The organism is Bradyrhizobium sp. P2_E8, assembly GCF_056403875.1.
The window spans coordinates 1-21553 of the sequence record NZ_JBFUES010000015.1; the positions used below are offsets into that span (position 1 = coordinate 1).

Consider the following 21553-nt stretch of genomic DNA (forward strand, 5'->3'; position numbering starts at 1 on the left):
CGATGGCGTCGTCGACGACGAATCCGACCGCGATCGTGAGTGCCATCAGCGACAGATTGTCGAGTGAATAGCCGACGACCCACATCAGGGCGCACGCGCCCAGCAGCGCCAGCGGAACCGTGACGGTGGGAATGACGGTCGCCCAGAAGCTGCGCAGGAAGATGAAGATGACCATGACCACGAGGGCGATGGTCAGCAGCAGCGTGAACTGGACGTCCTCGACCGCGGCGCGGATGGTCGTGGTGCGGTCGCTGATGAGCTCGATCTTGATCGCGGGCGGAATCGCCGCCACGAGGCGGGGCAGGGTCGCCTTGATCCGGTCCACGGTCTCGATGACGTTGGCGCCTGGCTGCTTGAATATCACCAGGAACACGCCGCGCTTGCCGTTGGCCCAGGCCGCCTGCTTGGCATCTTCAGCGCCGCTGACCGCCTGGCCGATGTCGCGGATCCGCAACGGGCCGCCGTTGCGATAGGCGATGATGACGTCGTTCCAGTCCTTGGACTGGGTCAGCTGGTCGTTGGCGTAGATCGTGTAGGCACGCTTGTCGCCGTCGATATTGCCCTTCGGGCTGTCGACGGTGGTGATCGCGATCTGGCTGCGCACGTCCTCCATCGACAGGCCCTTGGCGACGAGTTTCGCGGGGTCGATCTGAATGCGGATGGACGGCTTCTGCTGGCCGCCGATGAACACCTGCGCGACGCCGGCGAGCTGGCTGATCTGCTGGGCGAGCTGGGCGTCGACGGCGTCGCTGACGGTTGTCAGGGGCAGCGTCTCCGAGGTCGCCGACAGCAGCAGGACCGGTGCATCGGCCGGGTTGACCTTGCGGTAGGTCGGCGGCGAGGGAAGATTTTTCGGCAGTTGGCCACTGGCGGCGTTGATCGCACCCTGCACGTCATTGGCAGCGCCGTCGATATTGCGGTTGAGGTCGAACTGGATGGTGATCGACGCGGTGCCCAGATAGCTCGTCGAGGTCATCTGGGCGATGCCGGGGATCTGGGCGAACTGGCGTTCCAGCGGCTGGGCCACCGACGAGGCCATGGTCTCGGGGCTGCCGCCCGGCAGGTTGGCGGTGATCTGGATGGTCGGGAAGTCGACCTGCGGCAGCGGTGCGACCGGAAGCAGGGGATAGGCGACGAGACCGACAAAGAGGATGCCGGCCATCAGCAGCGAGGTGCCGATGGGATAACGGATGAAAGGTGCCGAAATCCCGCCCTCGGTCATTCCTGTCGTACCTTGTTCTGGGCCGGGTCCGAACTCGCCACCGCCGTCGAGACGAGGCTTCCGGGCTGCACCTTGAATTGACCGCCCGTGATCACCTGCTGCCCGGGCGTGAGGCCTTCGTCGACGACCGAACGTCCGTCGATCGCGTAGCTGACCTTGATCTTGCGCACTTCGGCCTTGTTGTCCCGGTTGACGGTATAGGCGTAGAGACCGCTGGTCGAATGCTGAACCGCGTCATCCGGGACCACGGTCGCATCCTTCAGCGTCCGCACCAGAAGCCGCGTCGAGACCGACTGTCCCGGCCACAGCGTGTGGTCCTTGTTGTCGAACACCGCCTTGAGCCGGATAGTCCCGCTGGTCGTGTCGACCTGGTTGTTGATGACGGCGAGCTTGCCCTCGGCCAGCGTCTTCTTGCCGTCGGTGGTGAACGCGATGACCTTGAGCGCCCCGGCCTTCTGGCCCTCGCTGATATAGGCGAGCTGATCTTCCGGCGCCGTGAAGATCACGGAGATCGGCTCGACCTGCGAGATCGTGACGATGCCGGTCTGCGTCGCGGCATTGACGATGTTGCCGACGTCGACCTGGCGCAGGCCGGCGACCCCGCTGATCGGCGCCTTGATCTGGGTGTAGTCCAGCTGGGTCTGGGCATTGGAGATCGCGGCGTCGTCGGCGGCGATCTGGGCGGTGAGCTGGGCGACGGTGGAGCGCTGGGTGTCGACCCGCTGCGCGGTGGCGAATTCGCCGAGCTTCATGGCGCGCTGGAGCTCGAGATTGGCGTTCGCCAGATTCGCCTCGTCCTGTGCCTTCTTGGCCTTGGCCTGGTCGAGCGCGGCTTGATAGGGGCGGGGATCGATCGAGACCAGAAGCTCGCCCTCTTTGGCGATCTGGCCTTCGGTGAAGGCGATCTTGTCGATCTGGCCGTCGACCCGGGGCMGGACCTGGACGGTGTTGAAACCCTGAACCGTGCCGAGGCCGGTCAGGTAGACCGGGAAGTCGACTTTCTGGACCGGCGCAACGCTCACAGGAACGGCCGACGCGCGGGGCGGACCCYTTTGTGCCGTCTGGGTTTTTCCGGGGTCTGGCGAACCGAATTTCTGCCAACCATAGTAACCCGCGGAGGCCACGGCCGCGATGATCAGAATCCAGAGGATCGGCCGTGTTGTTTTCATATCGGCTCGTGTCGGCTCTTGTGCCCTCAGCTACGAATTATCGGGCAATCATAGGGTTCCAGGGCGCTTGTATAATACACGCCAAGTTCCAGTGTAAACAGCACTATCGGTTGAGAATCCTAAACAATCGGAAAGCTTTGCACCCGTTAGGCAACCCTCTGGCGCGCCGGTGTGCAGTGCTGCATTTTCCCTGCGCGAGCGATCAGCGTGCAGAAATGAGGCAATGCTCGCAACCGGTGTGGGCGGGCGCGGCGAGTTGGGTGCAAGGCCGGCACACGGCCGGCCAAAAGCGGTGGGGCGAGCGCTTTCCGAGAACGGTTCTAAATCGCGCGGGCGGTGTTTCGGTTGTCAGGAAAATTCGCATCGTTCATATCGGCGCGTCACAACGGGAGCGCAGGATGGACGAATTGAACGGCAAGCTGATCGCGTGTCAGATTCTGATCACGGGATTGATCGCCCGCGTCGCCAACGAGCAGCGCGATCCCTTGCGCTTCCTCACCGACTTCCGCGACGAGATCAAGGCCGTGGTGAATGGCGTCAACATCGCCGGCATGGACAGCACCGATCGCGTGCGTGCCGTCGCGCACAAGACTGTCGACGAATTGTTCTCGCTGATGAAGCCGCCGAGCAGTGATTGACGCTGCGAGCGCGATCGCCGATTTAGCTGCTTTTTTCGCGCTCGCTTTAGAACGACTCCAATCTCTGTTTAGAACCGTTTGAAACTGTAGATTAGAATCGTTTTGATCTGGACTTATTCAAGCGTTCTCGCGGCTTGCCCGCATTGACCCACTATTTTGCCGTCGATACCAACAGCCCAATCGCTCATCGAAGTGAATGAGCGGATATGAAGATGGGGCGTGTTGTAATGGGGCAGGTGGTCGCACCGAAGTCGTTGCGTTCGGTGGCAGCATTCAATCCGGTGGATGAGAAGTCCGCGGGCATTTCCGGCAAGAAGGTTTCGGCAGTTGCGAGCCTGATCGCGGCGGCGTCGGTGTCGAGCGGCGCCGAGGCGCAGCAGTCGAACCTGCCGCCGGTGACGGTCGATGCTCCGGTCCAGCGTCCGCGCCCGACGGCCTCGAAGCCCACGCCGGATCAGGTCCGCGCGCGCAACGCGCTTCGCCGCACCGCGCAGCGGCAGCAGGCCCAGCAGGCCGCTCCCGCGGCACCGGCCGGCGAAGCGGACCGGAATCCCTATTCCGATCCGGTCGCGCCCTACAAGGTCGACCACGTCCAGGCCTCGGGCAAGTTTCCCGAGCCGATGTTGAACACGCCGAAGACCATCACGGTGCTCAGCAAGGAAGTGCTCGAGGACAAGAACGCCACGACGCTGAAGGAGATCGGGCGCTCGACCGCCGGCGTGACGCTGGGATCGGGCGAGGGCGGCAATGCGTTCGGCGACCGCTTCTTCATCCGCGGCTTCGACGCGCGCAACGACGTCTTCATCGACGGCATCCGCGATCCTGCGGTCTCGATCCGCGAGAACTTTTTCACCGAGCAGATCGAGATCCTGCGCGGTCCGGCGTCCTCCTATGCCGGCCGCGGCACCGCCGGCGGCGCCATCAACAWCGTCACCAAGCAGGCGGGCGACGTCAACTTCAAGCGGATGGATACCGAGTTCGGCACCGACAGGACCAAGCGCGTCACGCTCGACGTCAACCAGGTCGTCGATCCCACGTTCTCGGTGCGCACGGGCGGCCTGTTCCAGGACGCCAACGTCGCGGGCCGCGACTATGTGACCGACAATCGCTGGGGTACCTTCATCTCGACCAGGTACACCCCGACCAACGACATCAAGATCACCACGAACTACGTTCACACCGACCTCAGCGGCTATCCTGATTTCGGCGTACCTTATTACAAGCAGGGCAACGTTCCGGTGACGTCGGCCGGCATTCCGCGCGGAAACTGGTACGGCTTCCTGAACCGCGACTTCCAGACCGCACGGCAGGATTTCGGCACCGGCACGATCGAGTACAAGGTCAACGAGGCCATCACGCTGACCAGCAAGGTGCGCGGCGAGCACTCGCTGCTGAACTATATCGGCACGCTGCCGCAGAACCCGAACACGACCAGCCCCAATCCGCTGCTCTGGACCACGACGGCGAGCGCGCAGAGCCGCTACCAGAACGTGGACGTGTGGGCCAACCAGAACGAGGCCACGTTCAAGCTCGACAGCGGCGGGGTCAAGCATACCGCAGTGTTCGGCGTCGAATATTCGAACGAGAACATCTCGATCGACCGCTACGCCGGCCTCGCGTCGGAACTGGCCGGGAGCCCCTTCACCAGCAGTGGTGCCGTCACGGGGGTCAATCTCTACTCCCCGCAATACACCAACATTCCCTTCGGCATTCCGGGGCTCGCCGGAAACCCGACGCGCTACGGCGTCAACACCAGCAGTGTCTATGTCATGGACACCGCGAACTGGCAGGACACGATCATCGTCAATGGTGGCGTGCGCTATGACGGCTACAGCCAGAGCTCGTCCACGAACTCGGCCTACCTCAAGCAGAACAACGATCTCGTCAATTACAACGTCGGCCTGGTCTACAAGCCGATGTCGATCGGCAGCGTCTATGCGGCCTACGCGACCTCGGCCAATCCGTTCGGATCGGAGCTCGATGCGACCGCCACCGATTACGGTGGCATTCCGGCAAACACGACTGTTCTGCTTGGGCCCGAGCGCAACAAGGCGGCCGAAATCGGCACCAAGTGGGAGCTGGCGGATCGCCATCTCCTGGTGACCGGCGCGCTGTTCCAGACCACGAAGGACAACGCGCGCGAGACCGTCAACGGCCTGCTCACTTCGGGCGCAGCGTACAGAATCCAGGGCATCGACATCGAGGCCGAGGGCAAGATCACGGATCGCTGGAGCATTTTCGGCGGCCTGGTGCTGATGCAATCCAAAGTCACGCAGAGCGGCATCGCCTCCAATCTGGGGCTGCAGCTTGCCAACGTTGCCCACCAGTCGTTCAGCATGCTGACCAAGTACAAGTTCGACGGCGGTTGGGAGCTCGGCGGCCAGGCGGTGTACCGCTCCAAGGTCTACGGCGGCACGTTTGCGGCGAACACTGGCAACGAACTGCCGAGCTACTGGCGCTTCGACGCGTTCGTCGAGAAGAAGATCGACCAGAACTGGACCATGAAGTTCTACGCCCAGAACCTCACCAACAAGCTCTACTACGACACGCTCTATCGTAGCGCCGTGCCGTTCGTCGCGGTCGCACCGGGCAGGGCATTCTATCTCGTGACAACGGCGAAGTTCTGATCATGTTGACGTGCCTGCCTGGCGTTCTCAGCAAGGATGATGTGGCGGATTTCCGCCGCATCATGGACGCCAGCGAATGGGAGGACGGCCGCTCCACCGCTGGGTCGCAGTCGGCCACGGTCAAGCGCAACGAGCAATTGCCGCCGGACAGCGAGGTCGCGCGCAAGCTCGGCAACCGTATCATCTCGGCGCTGACGTCGAACCCGCGCTTCATCGCGGCGGCGATCCCGCTCCAGATCTTCCCGCCGCTGTTCAACCGCTATGCGGCGACCAGCGGCCACCATTTCGGCCTGCATGTCGACAATGCGATCCGCGGCGACCGCCTGACGGGCCTTCGCATCCGCACAGACCTGTCGGTCACGCTGTTCCTCGCCGAGCCGGACGAGTACGACGGTGGCGAACTTGTGATCGAGGACACCTACGGCTCGCACGAAGTCAAGTTGCCAGCCGGCGACTGCGTGCTCTATCCCTCGACCAGCCTGCATCTCGTGACGCCGGTGACCCGGGGAACGCGGGTTGCGTCTTTCTTCTGGCTTCAGAGCATGATACGGGACGATCAAGCCCGGAGCATGATCTTTGACCTCGACACCGCGATACAGGCGCTGGTGGAACGGCTCGGGCGTGACGATCCCGAAACGGTCAAATTGACGGGTATCTATCACAACCTCATTCGCTACTGGGCCGAAGTATGAAGATCATGTCCTTCCAAGCAAGCCTTACCGCAGCTTTGATGCTGGCGGCCGCCTGGCTCGCATCCCCTGTTTCTGCCCAGACACAAACCCCGCCTGCGGCCCCGGCACCGTCCATGGCCCGGCCGGCTCCGGCCAGCCCGGCCCCCGCGGCATCATCGACGACCGCGCCTGCCGCCCCGGCGCCTGCGGCCTCGACGGCGACCGCTCCCGCGGCACCGACGGCGTCCCCCGCAGCCATCGCCCCGGCGTCTGCGAAGCCCGACACGGCATCCGCTGCCGCGCCGGCCATGAAGGAATTGTCGCCCTGGGTGATGTTCATGTCGGCGGACGTCATCGTGAAGGCGGTGATGATCGGGCTCGCCTTCGCTTCGATCGTGACCTGGACCGTGCTCATCGCCAAGTCGATCGAGCTGTCGGTCGCGTCCGGCAGGCTTCGTTCGGCACTGCGGAAGATCTCGGAGGCACGCTCGCTCGCGGAAGCGCAGATGGCGCTCGGCACCAAGGAGGGCATCCTGCCGTCCTTCCTGGCGGCGGCGCTGCGCGAGGCGCGGATGTCGGCCGGCCTGTCCAGCGATGCCGGCATCAAGGAGCGCGCAACCTCGAGCTTTTCCGAGATCGTGCGCGCGGAGGCGCGGCGCATCCGCATCGGCATGGGCGTGCTCGCGACCATCGGCKCCACKKCGCCSTTCGTCGGCCTGTTYGGCACGGTCTGGGGCATCATGAACRSCTTCATCGGCATCTCGAAGTCGCAGACCACGAACCTCGCCGTGGTCGCGCCCGGCATCGCCGAGGCGCTCCTCGCCACCGCAATCGGCCTCGTCGCCGCCATTCCCGCGGTCATCATCTACAATCACTTCTCGCGCTTGACGAAGGGCTATCTCGAGCTCGTCAGCCGTGCCTCGGGCGCGGCGGGGCGGCTGCTCTCGCGCGACCTCGACCGCAGCCACGGCAGCCTGCATTCACGCGCGGCGGAGTGAACCATGGCCGTTTCGCTCGCAGACAATGATGACGACGACGACTTCTCGGAAACGCATGACATCAACGTCACGCCGTTCATCGACGTCATCCTGGTGCTGCTGATCATCTTCATGGTCGCAGCTCCGCTCTCGACCGTCGATCTGCCGATCGATTTGCCGACGTCGAGCTCGACGCCGCAGAAGAAGCCGGACAAGCCGACCTATCTCAGCATCAAGCGCGACCTGGGGCTTGCCATCGGAGAGGATTCCGTCCACCGGGCCGATTTGATCGCGACCCTCGACAGCATGTCCGACATGAGCAAGGACAAGTACGTCTTCCTGCGTGCCGATCGCTCCGTGCCCTATGGCGAGTTGATGGGCGTCATGGAGCTGCTGCGCTCCGGCGGTTACACGCGGGTGAAACTGGTCGCGCTCGAGGGGCCTCCCGCGGCGGCGGGAGCACCTGCGGCGGGCGCTGCACAGCCTTAGAGGCGCCAAGGAACTGCTATGCCTGACGTCGAACTCGAACCCAGACCAGCCAGGAGGCTTTGGATTTTGGCGGCGGTCGCGGCGCTCGCGCTCCATTTGGGCGGGGCCGCGCTCGCGCTCGCGAACTTGCGGGCCGACGATGGCGACGAGGGGTTGGGCGCCGCGGGGGCCGAGTTCGCGGTCGAGATGACATCGCCGCCGGCTCAGGAGTCCGACAGGGCGCCCGGGCCCACAGACTCTGAGGAGCAGGAAGAGCGCCCGGCGCTGCCCGAGCAAAAGGCCGAGCTGAAAGAGACGGAGCTTCCCCAGGATCGGCCGCAACAGGCCGAGGATCCCGATCGCCTCGTCAGCGAAAACAAGGCGAAGAAGGAACAGGACGACGATCCGAAGGTGGCCGCCGTCGAAACGCCGGCCATGGAGGCATCGCAGAAGTCGATTGCCATGGACCGGCAAACCTTTGAAGACGCCACGCGCGAGGCCGAGAAGGCCATGGCGCCGGTTCTTGGCATCGGCAAGGACCTCCTGAAGCTGACGGCCGATTGGAACCGCAAGATCAGCGCGCACCTCGCGGCGCACAAGGTCAATCCGGAGGGCAAGGAGCCCAGGAACCAGGTTGCAAAGGTGAGCTTCGCGCTCAATCGACGAGGAAACGTGGTTTCGGTCGACGTCGTGGAGTCGTCCGGAGATGCGGCTTACGATGCCGCTGCGATCTCCATGGTCCACAAGTCAGATCCATTCCCGGTGCCGCCTACCGAGCTGATCGAGGATCGCTTCGAACGCACCGTCGAGATCAAGTTCAAGCCGCCGGACGAGAAGAAAAAGAAGAAGACGGCTCAGCGCCAGTAGAGCCGGATGCCGACATAGACCACGACCAGGCAGGCGAAGATCAGCGCCACCGGAAGGGGCCGTTTCTGGGCTCCAGCGGCCGTGCCAGCCCTGAAGAAGCTGGTCGTCTTCGGCTTCGGTGCCGGACGGCGGAAAGCGGTAACATTGTCCGCCGCCGGCTCTGCCGGGCGGGGGCGGACGTCGGGCGGAGCTCCCGCGCCCCCCATCTCGGCATAATAGGCCCTGTAGATCGCGCCGATGGTGGCTTCGGTGGCCTCGCCCTCGCTCATCCGCGCCAGCAGGTTCTTGTAGCTCGCGAGGAACTCCTGGGCTTCCGGTGGCAGCGCGGACGAGCCGTTGAGCTTGGCCATCATCTTCCAGGTGGCAAAATCGGCACGGGCTCGGGTGTCGGCGCGTCGCGCGATCAGCATATCGGCAGCTTTGACCAAGTCGGCCTCTGGCCCTTCGGCTTGTGTTCGTTGTGTTCGGGTGTCGTTGTTCAACTACGCGTTGCCGGTCAGGAAGAGAACAGCTTGAATCACATAACCGGTCAACGTTCGCAGTATTGCTGAAATAACATCAAGATTTAGACCGAACTGCGAGCCCGCAAGCGGCAGCAGGATCAACAGGCCGATCAGGATCAGCATACCGAACGGCTCGAGCCGGGCCAGCGGCAGGGCGAGCGGCCGCGGCAGCAGCCCGACCGCGACGCGCCCGCCATCGAGCGGCGGGATCGGCATCATGTTGAACACGGCCAGGATCGCGTTGATGAGGATCGCGTTCTTGAGGTTGTCGACGATCCAGTGCGCCGAACTGGCGGGGACCCAGGGCAGGGCGTGGACGGCGAGGGCCGCGGCGAGCGCCAGCAGGATGTTGGTGGCGGGCCCGGCAAGGGCCACCCAGACCATGTCGAGCCTGGGGTTGTTGAGGTTGCGAAAATTCACCGGCACCGGCTTGGCATAGCCGAACAGGAACGGCGAATGCGCAAACAGCAGCATTGCCGGCAGGATCAGGGTACCGAACGGGTCGATGTGGCGGATCGGGTTGAAGCTGACGCGGCCGAGCTGCCAGGCCGTGTTGTCGCCAAGCCGATGCGCGACGAAGGCGTGCGCGGCCTCGTGGAAGGTGATGGCGAGCACGAGCGGCAGCACCCACACCGACAGGTCATAGAAAGAAATGTTCACGGCTCGTCCGTCCCGGTTGTGCCTGCGGCCTTGCAGCCGTCCGGCCAAACCGGCGGTACAGCGACGCTTGCCCTGAACATAGGGTGGCCGATTCTGAAATGCCACGCTGCAATTGACCGGCGAGGCCCGCAGCCGCCGCGCCGGAACAAATTCACGCCGGGATCGTCGTCTGATATTGCGTGAGACCATCGTCGAGCCTCAGCCAGGCGAGCTTTTCCGAGACCCAGATGTGCTCGGTCGGCGTAAAGGCGTTGCGGTCGTCGAAGGTGGTGAGTGCCACACCGGCCAGCGTGCCGTTGCGGCGCCAAGCGAACAGCCGCGTGCCGCAGCGCTTGCAGAACACGCGGTCGATATTCTCGGACGACGCATAACGCGCGGTGTCGCCCTCGACGGTCAGCGCGCGTTGATCGAACTGCGCGCGAGCAAAATAGGGCGAGCCCATCGCCTTCTGGCACAAGCGGCAATGGCAGATGCGGACGTTGAGCGGCTCGCCCTCCGCCTTGAACCGCACCGCGCCGCACAGGCATCCACCTTCCCGGATCATGGCTCAGGCCACTCGCCATTCGCCGACCTGGCGCGCCATGTTCCAGTTGAGATTGTCGAGATCGCGATCCATGTCGGAATTCCTGCGCCTGGTGTTGGTGAAGGCGGCCCAGCAGAAGCCGCCATGGGTGCGCACGGCAATCGTGCTCGTGCCCGGCAGGCTGCCATTGTGCCACCAATTGCCTGACTTGTTGACGCAAAAACCCTTGGCGTAGTCCGGGCTGTAGCTGGGCGCGGTGGTCATGACCTCTATGGTGCGCGGCCGCAGGATGTTCGCCGGCCTCGTATAGCCGTCCACATGCATCAGGAATTGTACGAGATCCGACGGCGTCGCGATCCAGCCGCCATGGGAATCCGTCCGCCGGACATTCATGCCGTAGGGATTTTCGCCCTGACCGTAATAGACGACTTCGCCGGCCTGGCGCTGCTCACGCGTGTTGCCCGCAATCGTCATGTCGGTGACGCTGCAGCGCGCAAGCACGTCGGTGCGGACATGCTCGGCATAGGGCTGGCCGGTGAGCTTCTCGATCACGCGGCCGAGCAGGCAATAGCCGAAATTGGAATAGGCGTAGCGCTGGCCCGGCGGCTGGTCCAGCGGCCGGTTGGCGAGCGTCCAGGCGATCAGCTCGGCATGATCCATCCGCGGGTGGGTGAACATGGGGTCGCGGTTGTCGTTGCTCCAGCCGCCGGCGGTGTGGGTCAGCAGATGTTCGAGCGTGATCTGGTCGATGCCGTCAGAGTACGGCGACTGTCCGTAATCGGTGCCGAGCAGCGCGCCCGGGCCGAACACGCGATCCGTCAGCTTGAGGYGGTTCTCCTCGACCAGGCGGAAGATCGTGACCGAGGTGATCGTCTTGCTGACGCTGGCGATCCGGAACAGATGCCGCGTCGTCACGGCCTCGTTCCGCTCGATATCGGCAAGGCCGAAGGCGTCCTCATGGACAAYGTTGCCGGCATAGCCGATCGCGAAGGACAGCGCCGGCACGCCGTACTTGTCCATGAAGCTGTGCGCGAGCCGTGCCATGGCGCCGCGCTCGGCCGGCGAGGGCGGGCGGATGCTCGGCGGGTTGGGCGCGAGTTGCGCGAGTGTCGTCGATGACAGCAGCGGCAGCGCGCCTGCGCCCGCTGCGAGCTTCACGAAATCCCGACGCCCAAAATCCCGACGACCAAGCCGCATGGTCCGCCCTTTCCAGGGGCGGCCACTGCTTCAGTAGGTCGCCCGTCCGCCGGAAATATCAAACACCGCGCCGGTGGAGAAGGCACAATCTTCGGATGCGAGCCAGCTCACCATCGCGGCGAGCTCTTCCACCAGCACGAAGCGACCCTTTGGGATTTTCGACAGCATGAAGTCGATATGCTGCTGCGTCATCTGGTCGAAGATCGCGGTCTTCGCGGCCGCCGGCGTCACCGCATTGACGAGGATGTCATGCGCGGCGAGCTCCTTGCCGAGCGATTTCGTCAGCGCGATCAGTCCGGCCTTGGACGCCGAATAGTGCGAGGCGTTGGGATTGCCTTCCTTGCCGGCGATCGAGGCGATGTTCACGATCCGCCCGTATTTCTGCTTGAGCATCGCCGGCACGATCGCCTTGCAGACGATGAAAGGGCCGTCGAGGTTGATGCGCAGCACCTTGCGCCATTCCTCGAGGTCGGTCTCCCAGACCGGCTTGTTGACGCCGGCGATGCCGGCATTGTTGACCAGGATGTCGATCTTGCCGAAGGCGGCCAGCGTCGCATCGCGCGCCTGCTCGACGGCTGCGGTGTCGGTGACGTCGACCTTGAAGACCTTGGTCTCGCTGCCGATCTCCTTGGCCGCCTTCTCGGCCAGTGCGGCGTCGAAATCCCAGATCGCGACCTTGGCGCCGGAGGCGGCGAAGCGCTGAACGATGGCGCGGCCAAAGCCCTGCGCGCCGCCGGTGACGACGGCGACGCGGCCGTTGAGATCGATCTTGTTCATCGACAAATCCCTCTATCTATCCCTCATGGTGAGGAGCGCGCACTTGGCGCGCGTCTCGAATCATGAAGCCCGTGGCCCATCCCTCGAGACGGCGCTGTCGCGCCTCCTCTGGATGAGGAGTGATCAGAGCATGTAGCCGCCGTCGACGACGAGGTCGACGCCGGTGGTGAATGCGCTCTCGTCACTGCCGAGATAGACCGCCATGGACGCGATTTCGTCGGCGGTGCCGAGCCGGCCCATCTTCTGGCGGGAGACGAACATCTCCTTGCCCTGCGGCCCTTGCGCGGCGGCGCGGTCGAGCATCGAGGGCGTCTCGACGGTGCCGGGGCAGATCGAGTTGCAGCGGATGCCCTTGGTGATGAAGTCGAGCGCCACCGCGCGCGTCAGCAGCGACACCGCCGCCTTCGAAGAGCTGTAGACGTAGCGGTTGGCCGGCGGCCGCAGCGCGGCGCAGGACGAGATGTTGACGATGCTGCCGCCGCCGCCCGCCAGCATCTCGGGCAGGAACGCCTTGATGGTCCGGTGCATCGACTTGACGTTGAGGTCGAACGAGAAATCAAAATCCTCTTCCGAACACTCCAGGATGGTGCCGTGGTGCACGAAGCCCGCCGCATTGAGCAGAATGTCGATCTTGCCGACGCGCTTGGCGAAGGCATTGACGTCGGCGGTGTTGCGGACGTCGAGCTTGGCGACCTCGGCGATGCCTTCCTTCGTCAGGCCCGCGATGCCGGCCTCGTTGATGTCGGTGGCGATGACGGTTGCGCCTTCACGCGCGAATGCGATCGCGCATGCGCGCCCGATGCCTGCTGCCGCAGCCGTGATGACGGCGCGCTTTCCCTTGAGGCGGTCTGCCATTTTCTTGTTCTCCTCGATTTGCTCGGTGCCGTAGCCCGGATGAGCGCGCAMGCGCGACATCCGGGAGCGGACGTCCCGGGTGTCGCTTCGCTCACCCGGGCTACGTGTGCCTAACTCAGTGATTATCCCGCGCCACGCCAAACGCGCCGGCGACGTTCTGGTAACGGGTGGCGAGCTCCATGCAGGCGCCGGTCGATTGCTGGCCGACGGTGTTGCGGTAGATCTCCTGCCACGGCGTCTGGTTCGGCGGATGCTTGAAGCCGCCATTGGCCTTGAGCTCGGCGTGGCGCTGCTTCAGCTCCTCGTCCGAGATCAGGATGTTGGCGCTGCCCTTGTTGAGGTCGATGCGGACCTTGTCGCCGGTCTTGAGGATCGCGAGGCCGCCATTGGCCGCGGCTTCGGGCGAGGCGTTGAGGATCGAGGGCGAGCCCGAGGTGCCCGACTGCCGGCCGTCGCCGATGCAGGGCAGGGAGTGGATGCCGCGCTTGATCAGGGCCGCCGGCGGCTGCATGTTCACGACCTCGGCGCCGCCGGGATAGCCGATCGGCCCGGTGCCGCGGATGAACAGCACGCAGCGCTCGTCGATATCGAGCGAGGAATCGTCGATCCGCGCGTGATAATCCTCCGGACCCTCGAACACGATGGCGCGGCCTTCGAAGGCGTTGAGGTCCTTCGGGTTGCTGAGATAGCGGTCGCGGAATTCCTTGGAGATCACGCTGGTCTTCATGATCGCGGAATCGAACAGATTGCCCTTCAGCACCAGGAAGCCGGCGTCCTTCACCATCGGCTTGTCGTAGGCCCAGATCACATCGTTGTCGGGGACCGGCGCGTTCTTGCAATTCTCGCCGATGCCGCGGCCGTTGACGGTGAGGGCGTCCTCATGGATGCGCTTGTGCTTCATCAATTCGCGCACCACGGCCGGCACGCCGCCGGCGCGGTGGAATTCCTCGCCGAGATAGAAGCCGGCCGGCTGCATGTTGACCAGCAGCGGCACGTCGTGGCCGACCTTCTGCCAGTCGTCGATCGACAGCTCGACGCCGATGTGACGCGCCAGCGCGTTGATGTGGATCGGCGCGTTGGTCGAGCCGCCGATCGCAGAGTTGATCACGATGCAGTTCTCGAACGCCTTGCGGGTCAGGATGTCCGAGGGCTTGAGGTCCTCCCAGACCATCTCGACGATGCGTTTTCCGGTCTCGTAGGAGATCTGGCCGCGCTCGCGATAGGGGGCGGGGATCGCCGCACAGCCCGGCAGCGAGAAGCCGAGCGCTTCGGCAAGGCCGTTCATGGTCGAGGCGGTGCCCATGGTGTTGCAATGGCCGACCGAGGGCGCCGAGGACGCCACGATCTCCATGAACTCTTCATAGTCGATCTCGCCGGCGGCGAGCCGCTCGCGCGACTTCCAGACGATGGTGCCGGAGCCGGTGCGCTCGCCGGCATGCCAGCCGTTCAGCATCGGGCCGCCCGACAGCACGATCGCGGGCAGGTTCACGGTCGCCGCCGCCATCATGCAGGCCGGCGTGGTTTTGTCGCAGCCGGTGGTCAGCACCACGCCGTCGAGCGGATAGCCGTAGAGGATTTCGACGAGGCCGAGATAGGCAAGGTTACGGTCCAGAGCGGCGGTCGGCCGCTTGCCGGTCTCCTGGATCGGATGGGTCGGGAATTCCATCGCAATGCCGCCGGCCTCGCGGATGCCTTCGCGGACGCGGTGGGCGAGTTCGATATGGTGGCGGTTGCAAGGGGAGAGGTCGTTGCCGGTCTGGGCGATGCCGATGATCGGCTTGCCGGACTGCAGCTCGGCGCGGGTGAGGCCGTAGTTCAGATAGCGCTCCATATAGAGCGCGGTCATGCCCGGATTATGCGGGTTGTTGAACCATTCCTGCGAGCGAAGGTGGCGGCGGGCGCCGTTGCCGGCGGGCGCGTGCCCATTGGTTGGCCTTTTTGTCATCGGGTTCTCCTGCAATGCAAACGCACTGGCGTCGGTCTTCGTCAGTTTTGGGGTGTCGGCTTGTGCGATGCCCAGCGGCGCGAGCGATGATCTGCCTTCCCGCTGGCGGGGCGTTTCCTCACAATTCCGATATTAGTCATGGCTACTTGGTAACGCTACCATTTTGTTCGCCGTGCCCGCACCTGACGCGGCCGGCCTGCTGTCCGAACGCCGCGCCGACGAGCTTTGCCGCTCGATTACCTTGAAGCCGAGATCGAGCACCGGCTGCTCCGGGCGCCGTCCGTCGATCGCCTCGATCAGCATGGTGGCAGCCGTCCTGCCCATCTCGTAGCGGTTGGTGCGCACGCTGGTGAGTGTGGGGACGGCGGAGGCCATGAATTCGAGGTCGTTGAAGCCGACGATGGCGATCTGCTCGGGGACTGCGATCTCCCGGCGCCGGCATTCGAACAGCACGCCGAGCGCGAGGTCGTCGTTGGCGCAGAACACCGCATCGAGGTCGGGCTCGCGTGCCAGGAGGTCGGTGAACAGGGCGCCGCCGAGCGTCACGGATGTCGGCGTCGCGGTCGTGACGACGAGGCGTTGCTCGAACAGGGAGGCGTCCTTCATGGCCGAGACGTAGCCGTCCAGCCGCCGCTGCACCCGCGGGTCCATGCGCGCGCCGACGAATCCGACCTTGCGGTGACCTTGCCCGAACAGGTGGGCAATCGCTGCGCGCGCTGCCTCATAGTGGGAAAAGCCGATCATCATGTCGACCGGATTGGGGCCGATCTCCATGATCTGCACGATCGGGCAGTCGGCCGCCTCCAGCATCGCGCGCGATTCCTCGGTCTGGTCGATGCCGGTAACGATCAGCCCGGCCGGCTTCTGCGCAAGAAACAGGCGCAGCAGCTTCTCCTCCTGGAGGATGCTGTAGCGGGTGTTGGACAGCTGGATCGAGTAACGGCCGCCTTCGGAGGCGTCATAGATGCCGCGCAGCACGTCGGAAAATACGTTGTTGGTCAGTGACGGAATCAAGACACCGATCACCTCGGTGCGTTGCGAGGCGAGCGCGCGTGCCGCCAGGTTCGGCACATAGCCGAGCTCCTTGGCCGCGCTCTCGACCCGCGTCCGCTTGGCGACCGAGAGCGCCTCGGGATTACGGAAGAAGCGGGACGCCGTGATCGGGCTGACGCCAGCAAGCTCGGCGACTTCCGCCAGCCGGATTTTGCCTGACTTGGTGCGTTTTCGACCCATTGCTGCTCTTAACACAGTCATTGTCGCAAACAAAGGAACGTTGACAGCGCTACCAGCAACGACTAACCAAAGACAAATTGCCAAAACCGCACAAACTGCCGACAATGTCGCCTGTTAAGACCGGGCTTCGTTCGGCGAAGTTCAGAAAAAACAAGACGGTCACGGCGCGAGGCGCCGTGGACTTTCGAGGAGGGAGCTAGATGTCGTCTGTGCAAATCCGCGACGTGCGGAAATCGTTCGGCAACTTTGAAGTCCTGCACGGCGTCTCGATCCCGATCGAGGACGGCCAGTTCGTGGTCCTGGTCGGTCCCTCCGGCTGCGGCAAGTCGACGCTCCTGCGCATGCTCGCAGGCCTCGAGAACATCACCTCCGGCACGATCTCGATCGGCGACCGCGTCGTCAACAATGTCCAGCCCAAGGAGCGGGACATTGCGATGGTGTTCCAGAACTACGCGCTCTATCCGCATATGACCGTCGGCGAGAACATGGGCTTCTCGCTGAAGCTGCGGAACGCGAGTTCCGACGAGATCAACAAGCGCGTCAAGCGCGCCGCCGAGATCCTCGCGCTGTCGCCGCTGCTCGAGCGCTATCCGCGCCAGCTCTCCGGCGGTCAGCGCCAGCGCGTCGCCATGGGCCGCGCCATCGTGCGCGATCCGCAGGTCTTCCTGTTCGACGAGCCCTTGTCGAACCTCGACGCCAAGCTGCGCGTCGCCATGCGCACCGAGATCAAGGAGCTGCATCAGCGGCTCAAGACCACGACCGTCTACGTCACACACGACCAGATCGAGGCCATGACCATGGCCGACAAGATCGTCGTCATGCATGACGGCATCGTCGAGCAGATGGGCACGCCGCTCGAGCTCTACGACAAACCCGAAAACCAGTTCGTCGCCGGCTTCATCGGCTCGCCGGCCATGAACTTCCTCAAGGGGCATGTGCGCGTCAACGGCGCTGCGATCTTCGAAGGGCCGAACGGCGTCAAGCTGCCGCTCAGGAGTGCGCCGGCGGGGTCCGACGGCCGTCCCGTGGTCTTTGGTGTCCGGCCCGAGCATTTCACCATCGCCGACGACGGCGCGGAGGCCGAGATCGTCGTGGTCGAGCCGACCGGCTCGGAAACCCAGGTGTTCGCAAAGCTCGGCGGCGAGCAGGTCGTCGCCGTCTTCCGCGAGCGTCACCAGTTCAACCCGGGCGACAAGGTCCGGCTGAGGCCCGATCCGTCGGTGGTTCACTTGTTCGACGAGGCGACCGGCAAGCGCCTCAACGCGTAGCCCAAGACGTAAGACAAGAAAAAGCATCACAGGGAGGACGACATGCAAGACTTTACCCGCCGGGCTCTGCTTCAAGGCGGAACGGCTCTGGCTGCCACCGGCGCACTGACCGGGCCGGCACTGTTCGACTTCGCAAGGGCTTGGGCGGCGGACTCGCCGTGGAAGGCGGAGTCCGGCGCCAAGCTGACGGTGATGCGCTGGAAGCGCTTCGTGCCGCAGGAGGACGAAGCATTCAACGCCATGGTCGCGGCGTTCAAGACCGCGACCGGCACCGAGATGAACGTGTTCAGCGAGTCTTTCGAGGACGTGCAGCCGAAGGCCTCCGTTGCGGCCAATACCGGCTCCGGGCTCGATCTCGCCTGGGGCTTGCACACGCTGCCGCAACTCTTCCCCACCAAAGTGCTCAAGATGAACGACGTCGCCGATTATCTCGGCAAGAAGTATGGCGGCTGGACTGATGCGGCCGCCAAGACCTGCAAGCTCGGCGACGACTGGCTCGGCATCCCCGTGGCGACCAACGGCGGTTACATGACCTACCGCAAGTCGGCACTCGACAAGGCGGGCTTCAAGGAGTTCCCGAAGGATTTCCCCGGCTTCCTTGAGATGTGCAAGGCCCTCAAGGCGAACAACACCCCGGCCGGCTTCGCTCTCGGTCACGCGTCGGGCGACGGCAATTCGTGGCTGCACTGGGTGCTGTGGGGGCACGGCGCCTACACGGTCGACCAGAACGACAAGGTCATCATCAATTCGCCGGAGACGGCGAAGGCGCTGGAGTATTGCAAGGCGCTTTACGAGACCTTCATCCCGGGTACGCCGTCATGGAACGATTCCTCCAACAACAAGGCGTACCTGGCTGGCGAACTCTATTGCACGGCCAACGGCATCTCGATCTACGTGGGGGCCAAGACCGATCCGAGCAAGAAGGAGCTGACCGAGGACACCTATCACGCCCTGTGGCCGGTGGGTCCGATCGGCAAGCCGACCGAATTGCAGCTTGCGCTGCCCATCCTCGCGTTCAACTTCACCAAATATCCGAACGCAGCGAAGGCCTTCATCGCCTTCATGCTGGAAAAGGAGAACTACGAGAAGTGGTTGAGCGGTGCGCAGGGCTATCTGACGCAGACCTTGAACGCCTATGAGACGGCGCCGGTCTGGACTGCGGATCCCAAGAACGCCGTGTTCGCGCAGGCGTCCAAGCGTACGTTGCCGGCCTCGGGCATCGGCACCGTGGGCGAGAAGGCGGCAACCGCAATCGCCGACTTCATCGTCGTCGACATGTTCGCCAACTATTGCACCGGCACCAAGGATGTGAAGGGCTCAATGGCGGAAGCCGAGCGCCAGTTGAAGCGCATCTATCGTTAGCCGTCGCGGAGTGGGTGGTCTCGCCGGCCACCCACTCATCAACACTCCGATCAGGGATCCGAGCATGGCCGATATCGCAGTTGCTCCCCGCGCCAAGCCGCAGATTCAAGGCGCCTGGGACCAACTCAAACACAACCGCAACTGGCTCGGCTTCTGGTTCATGGTGCCGGCCATGGCATTCCTGATCTTCTTCCTGGCCTATCCGCTCGGGCTCGGTATCTGGCTGTCCTTCACCGATACCCGCATCGGCCGCGTCGGGCACTTCATCGGCACCGAGAACTACGAATGGCTCTGGGACGATTCCATCTTCTGGCTGTCGGTGTTCAACACGCTGCTCTACACCTTCGTCGCCAGCGCCGTTAAATTCGCGGTCGGGCTCTATCTCGCGCTGCTGCTGAACGAGCACATGCCGTTCAAGGCGCTGCTGCGCGCAGCCGTACTGATCCCCTTCATCGTGCCCACGGTGCTCTCCGCGCTGGCGTTCTGGTGGATATTCGACTCTCAGTTTTCCATCATCTCATGGTCGTTGCGGCATCTCGGGTTGATCAGCCAGAACATCAATTTCCTCGGGGATACCACCTGGGCGAGGATCTGCGTTATCTTCGCGAATATCTGGCGCGGCGTGCCGTTCGTGGCGATCACGCTGCTCGCCGGCCTGCAAACGGTATCGCCCTCGCTCTATGAAGCCGCGACTCTGGACGGCGCCACGCGCTGGCAGAATTTCCGCTTCATTACCTATCCGCTGCTGACGCCGATCATTGCAGTGGTGATGACTTTCTCGGTGCTGTTCACCTTCACCGACTTCCAGCTGATCTGGGCGATGACGCGCGGCGGCCCGGTCAATGCGACCCACCTGATGGCGACGCTGTCCTATCAGCGCGCGATCATCGCGGGACAGCTCGGCGAGGGCGCCGCGATCTCGAGCGCCATGATTCCGTTCCTGCTCGCCGCGATCATGGTCTCCTGGTTCGGCCTGCAGCGTCGCAAGTGGCAACAGGGAGAAAGCAATGACTGATCTTCCTGCCTCGAAAGTCGATCTCAAGTCCGTGCTATCGGCGCCGACGCGCGCCGATCACAGCGAGGGCATGAGCTATCTCCAGTCCGTGCCGCGACGCATGGTGACGCTCTATCTGCCGCTCACGATCATCGTCGTGGTCCTGCTGTTCCCGTTCTACTGGATGGCGCTGACCTCGGTGAAGCCGGACGAGCAGCTGCTCGATCTCGACAGGTTCAATCCGTTCTGGACCTGGAATCCGACGTTCAAGCACTTCTACAAGCTGCTGTTCGAGAGCTACTATCCGCATTGGCTCTGGAACACGATGTACGTGGCGATCTGCGCCACGGTGCTCTCGATCATCGCATCGGTGTTCGCGGCCTACGCCATCGTGCGGTTGCGTTACAAGGGCGCCAATCTCGTCGGCGGGCTGATCTTCCTTGCCTATCTCGTGCCGCCTTCGATCCTGTTCATCCCGCTCGCCACCGTCGTGTATCAGTACGGCCTTTTCGACTCGCCGCTGGCGCTGATCTTGACCTATCCGACGATCCTGATCCCGTTCTCGACCTGGCTGCTGATGGGCTATTTCAAGACCATCCCCTTCGAGCTCGAGGAATGCGCGCTGATCGACGGAGCGAGCCGTTGGCAGATCCTGATCAAGATCGTCGTGCCGCTCGCAATCCCGGGCCTGATCTCGGCCTTCATCTTCTGCTTCACCCTGTGCTGGAACGAGTTCATCTACGCGCTGACCTTCCTGCAATCGACCAGCAACAAGACCGTGCCGGTCGCGATCGTCAACGAGTTCGTGGATGGCGACATCTACCGCTGGGGTTCGCTGATGGCGGGGGCGCTGGCCGGCTCGCTGCCGCTCGTCATCCTTTACGCCTTCTTCGTGGAGCACTATGTGTCGGCGATGACCGGCGCCGTGAAGGAATGATCGCGGGGCTTGCCGAGGGCGCGTCAGGAGCGGCGCGTTCCGGCCAATAAGAAGGAGTAGGCTCTTGCACATTCTGGTTCTGGGCGCCGCCGGCATGGTCGGCCGCAAATTCTGTGAACGGCTGTTGCGCGACGGCCGGCTCGGCAAGAGCGAGATCACCAAGCTGACCATGCACGACGTGGTCGAGCCCAAGAAGCCGGAGAAGGCCGGTTTTCCGGTCGAGACGGTGTCGGGGGATTTCGCCGTACCGGGCGCGGCCGAAAAGCTGATCGCCGGACGCCCGGACGCGATCTTCCATCTCGCCGCGATCGTCTCGGGCGAGGCCGAACTCGATTTCGACAAGGGCTACCGCATCAATCTCGACGGCACGCGAATGCTGCTCGACGCCATTCGCCTCGTCGGCGGYGGCTACAAGCCGCGCGTGGTGTTCACGTCCTCGATCGCTGTGTTCGGTGCCCCGTTCCCGGATGCGATCGGCGACGAGTTCTTCCACACGCCGCTGCTCAGCTACGGCACCCAGAAAGCGATCGGCGAACTGCTGCTGGCCGACTATTCCCGCCGCGGCTTCCTCGACGGCATCGGCATCCGCCTGCCGACCATCTGCATCCGGCCCGGCCTGCCCAACAAAGCGGCATCGGGCTTCTTTTCCAACATCCTGCG

21 protein-coding genes are annotated in these 21553 nt (G+C 63.9%); 11 read left to right on the plus strand and 10 right to left on the minus strand.

Going from position 1 to position 21553, the window contains the following annotated elements:
- A partial coding sequence (locus tag AC1D00_RS01830; RefSeq protein WP_477009454.1) for an efflux RND transporter permease subunit occupies positions 1-1222 on the minus strand: 1222 nt, incomplete at its 3' end.
- Entirely contained in the window at positions 1219-2391 is a 1173-nt protein-coding gene (locus AC1D00_RS01835; protein ID WP_477009455.1) for an efflux RND transporter periplasmic adaptor subunit, read from the minus strand. The genes AC1D00_RS01830 and AC1D00_RS01835, both read right to left, overlap by 4 nt.
- 398 nt (positions 2392-2789) lie before the next feature.
- Here AC1D00_RS01835 and AC1D00_RS01840 point away from each other — a divergent pair, with 398 nt between their 5' ends.
- From AC1D00_RS01840 to AC1D00_RS01865, 6 genes are all read left to right on the plus strand, one after another.
- The gene (locus AC1D00_RS01840; protein WP_027543164.1) at positions 2790-3029 is read left to right on the plus strand and encodes a hypothetical protein; all 240 of its coding nucleotides are present in this window, start codon (positions 2790-2792) and stop codon (positions 3027-3029) included.
- A 227-nt stretch (positions 3030-3256) separates the two neighbouring features.
- The gene (locus tag AC1D00_RS01845) at positions 3257-5656 is read left to right on the plus strand and encodes a TonB-dependent receptor (protein ID WP_477009462.1); all 2400 of its coding nucleotides are present in this window, start codon (positions 3257-3259) and stop codon (positions 5654-5656) included.
- 2 nt (positions 5657-5658) lie between these two features.
- Complete coding sequence (locus tag AC1D00_RS01850; RefSeq protein ID WP_477009456.1) at positions 5659-6348, plus strand: Fe2+-dependent dioxygenase; 690 nt, start codon at positions 5659-5661, stop codon at positions 6346-6348.
- Positions 6345-7325 carry a tonB-system energizer ExbB gene (gene exbB, locus AC1D00_RS01855; protein WP_477009457.1) on the plus strand — a complete coding sequence of 327 codons (981 nt, stop codon included), beginning with the start codon at positions 6345-6347 and terminating at the stop codon, positions 7323-7325. The genes AC1D00_RS01850 and exbB overlap by 4 nt, the downstream gene beginning before the upstream one ends.
- Before the next feature lie 3 nt (positions 7326-7328).
- Positions 7329-7793 carry a TonB system transport protein ExbD gene (gene exbD, locus AC1D00_RS01860; protein ID WP_477009458.1) on the plus strand — a complete coding sequence of 155 codons (465 nt, stop codon included), beginning with the start codon at positions 7329-7331 and terminating at the stop codon, positions 7791-7793.
- An 18-nt stretch (positions 7794-7811) separates the two neighbouring features.
- The gene (locus AC1D00_RS01865) at positions 7812-8639 is read left to right on the plus strand and encodes a TonB family protein (RefSeq protein ID WP_135173845.1); all 828 of its coding nucleotides are present in this window, start codon (positions 7812-7814) and stop codon (positions 8637-8639) included.
- Here the strand turns inward: AC1D00_RS01865 and AC1D00_RS01870 are convergent.
- The 8 genes from AC1D00_RS01870 to gntR form a co-directional block, all read right to left on the minus strand.
- Positions 8627-9049, minus strand: a complete 423-nt coding sequence (locus tag AC1D00_RS01870) for a hypothetical protein (protein WP_135174109.1) — start codon at positions 9047-9049, stop codon at positions 8627-8629. The genes AC1D00_RS01865 and AC1D00_RS01870 overlap by 13 nt on opposite strands.
- Before the next feature lie 72 nt (positions 9050-9121).
- On the minus strand, positions 9122-9802 hold the full coding sequence (locus tag AC1D00_RS01875; protein WP_135173844.1) for a site-2 protease family protein: 681 nt from the start codon (positions 9800-9802) through the stop codon (positions 9122-9124).
- A 151-nt stretch (positions 9803-9953) separates the two neighbouring features.
- Positions 9954-10346 (minus strand): GFA family protein, encoded by a 393-nt coding sequence (locus tag AC1D00_RS01880; RefSeq protein WP_477009459.1) that lies wholly within the window; start codon positions 10344-10346, stop codon positions 9954-9956.
- Positions 10347-10349: 3 nt separating this feature from the next.
- Positions 10350-11483, minus strand: a complete 1134-nt coding sequence (locus tag AC1D00_RS01885) for a serine hydrolase domain-containing protein (protein WP_477009460.1) — start codon at positions 11481-11483, stop codon at positions 10350-10352.
- 69 nt (positions 11484-11552) lie between these two features.
- Positions 11553-12299 (minus strand): SDR family NAD(P)-dependent oxidoreductase, encoded by a 747-nt coding sequence (locus AC1D00_RS01890; RefSeq protein ID WP_404555525.1) that lies wholly within the window; start codon positions 12297-12299, stop codon positions 11553-11555.
- 123 nt (positions 12300-12422) lie between these two features.
- Complete coding sequence (locus AC1D00_RS01895) at positions 12423-13154, minus strand: SDR family oxidoreductase (protein ID WP_027543153.1); 732 nt, start codon at positions 13152-13154, stop codon at positions 12423-12425.
- 115 nt (positions 13155-13269) lie between these two features.
- Entirely contained in the window at positions 13270-15099 is a 1830-nt protein-coding gene (locus AC1D00_RS01900) for an IlvD/Edd family dehydratase (RefSeq protein WP_135173839.1), read from the minus strand.
- Between the two features lie 132 nt (positions 15100-15231).
- Positions 15232-16332, minus strand: a complete 1101-nt coding sequence (gene gntR, locus AC1D00_RS01905; protein WP_167770663.1) for an HTH-type transcriptional regulator GntR — start codon at positions 16330-16332, stop codon at positions 15232-15234.
- Positions 16333-16532: 200 nt separating this feature from the next.
- Between gntR and AC1D00_RS01910 the strand changes: the two genes are divergently transcribed.
- The 5 genes from AC1D00_RS01910 to AC1D00_RS01930 form a co-directional block, all read left to right on the plus strand.
- A complete protein-coding gene (locus tag AC1D00_RS01910) occupies positions 16533-17600 on the plus strand; it encodes an ABC transporter ATP-binding protein (RefSeq protein WP_404555527.1) in 1068 nt (355 codons plus the stop codon).
- 42 nt (positions 17601-17642) lie between these two features.
- Positions 17643-18962, plus strand: a complete 1320-nt coding sequence (locus AC1D00_RS01915; protein WP_135173836.1) for an ABC transporter substrate-binding protein — start codon at positions 17643-17645, stop codon at positions 18960-18962.
- 64 nt (positions 18963-19026) lie between these two features.
- On the plus strand, positions 19027-19977 hold the full coding sequence (locus tag AC1D00_RS01920) for a carbohydrate ABC transporter permease (protein ID WP_027543148.1): 951 nt from the start codon (positions 19027-19029) through the stop codon (positions 19975-19977).
- Complete coding sequence (locus AC1D00_RS01925) at positions 19970-20893, plus strand: carbohydrate ABC transporter permease (RefSeq protein WP_027543147.1); 924 nt, start codon at positions 19970-19972, stop codon at positions 20891-20893. Before AC1D00_RS01920 ends, AC1D00_RS01925 begins: the two co-directional genes overlap by 8 nt.
- Positions 20894-20957: 64 nt before the next feature.
- On the plus strand, positions 20958-21553 hold a 596-nt coding region (locus AC1D00_RS01930), incomplete at its 3' end, for an NAD-dependent epimerase/dehydratase family protein (protein WP_477009461.1).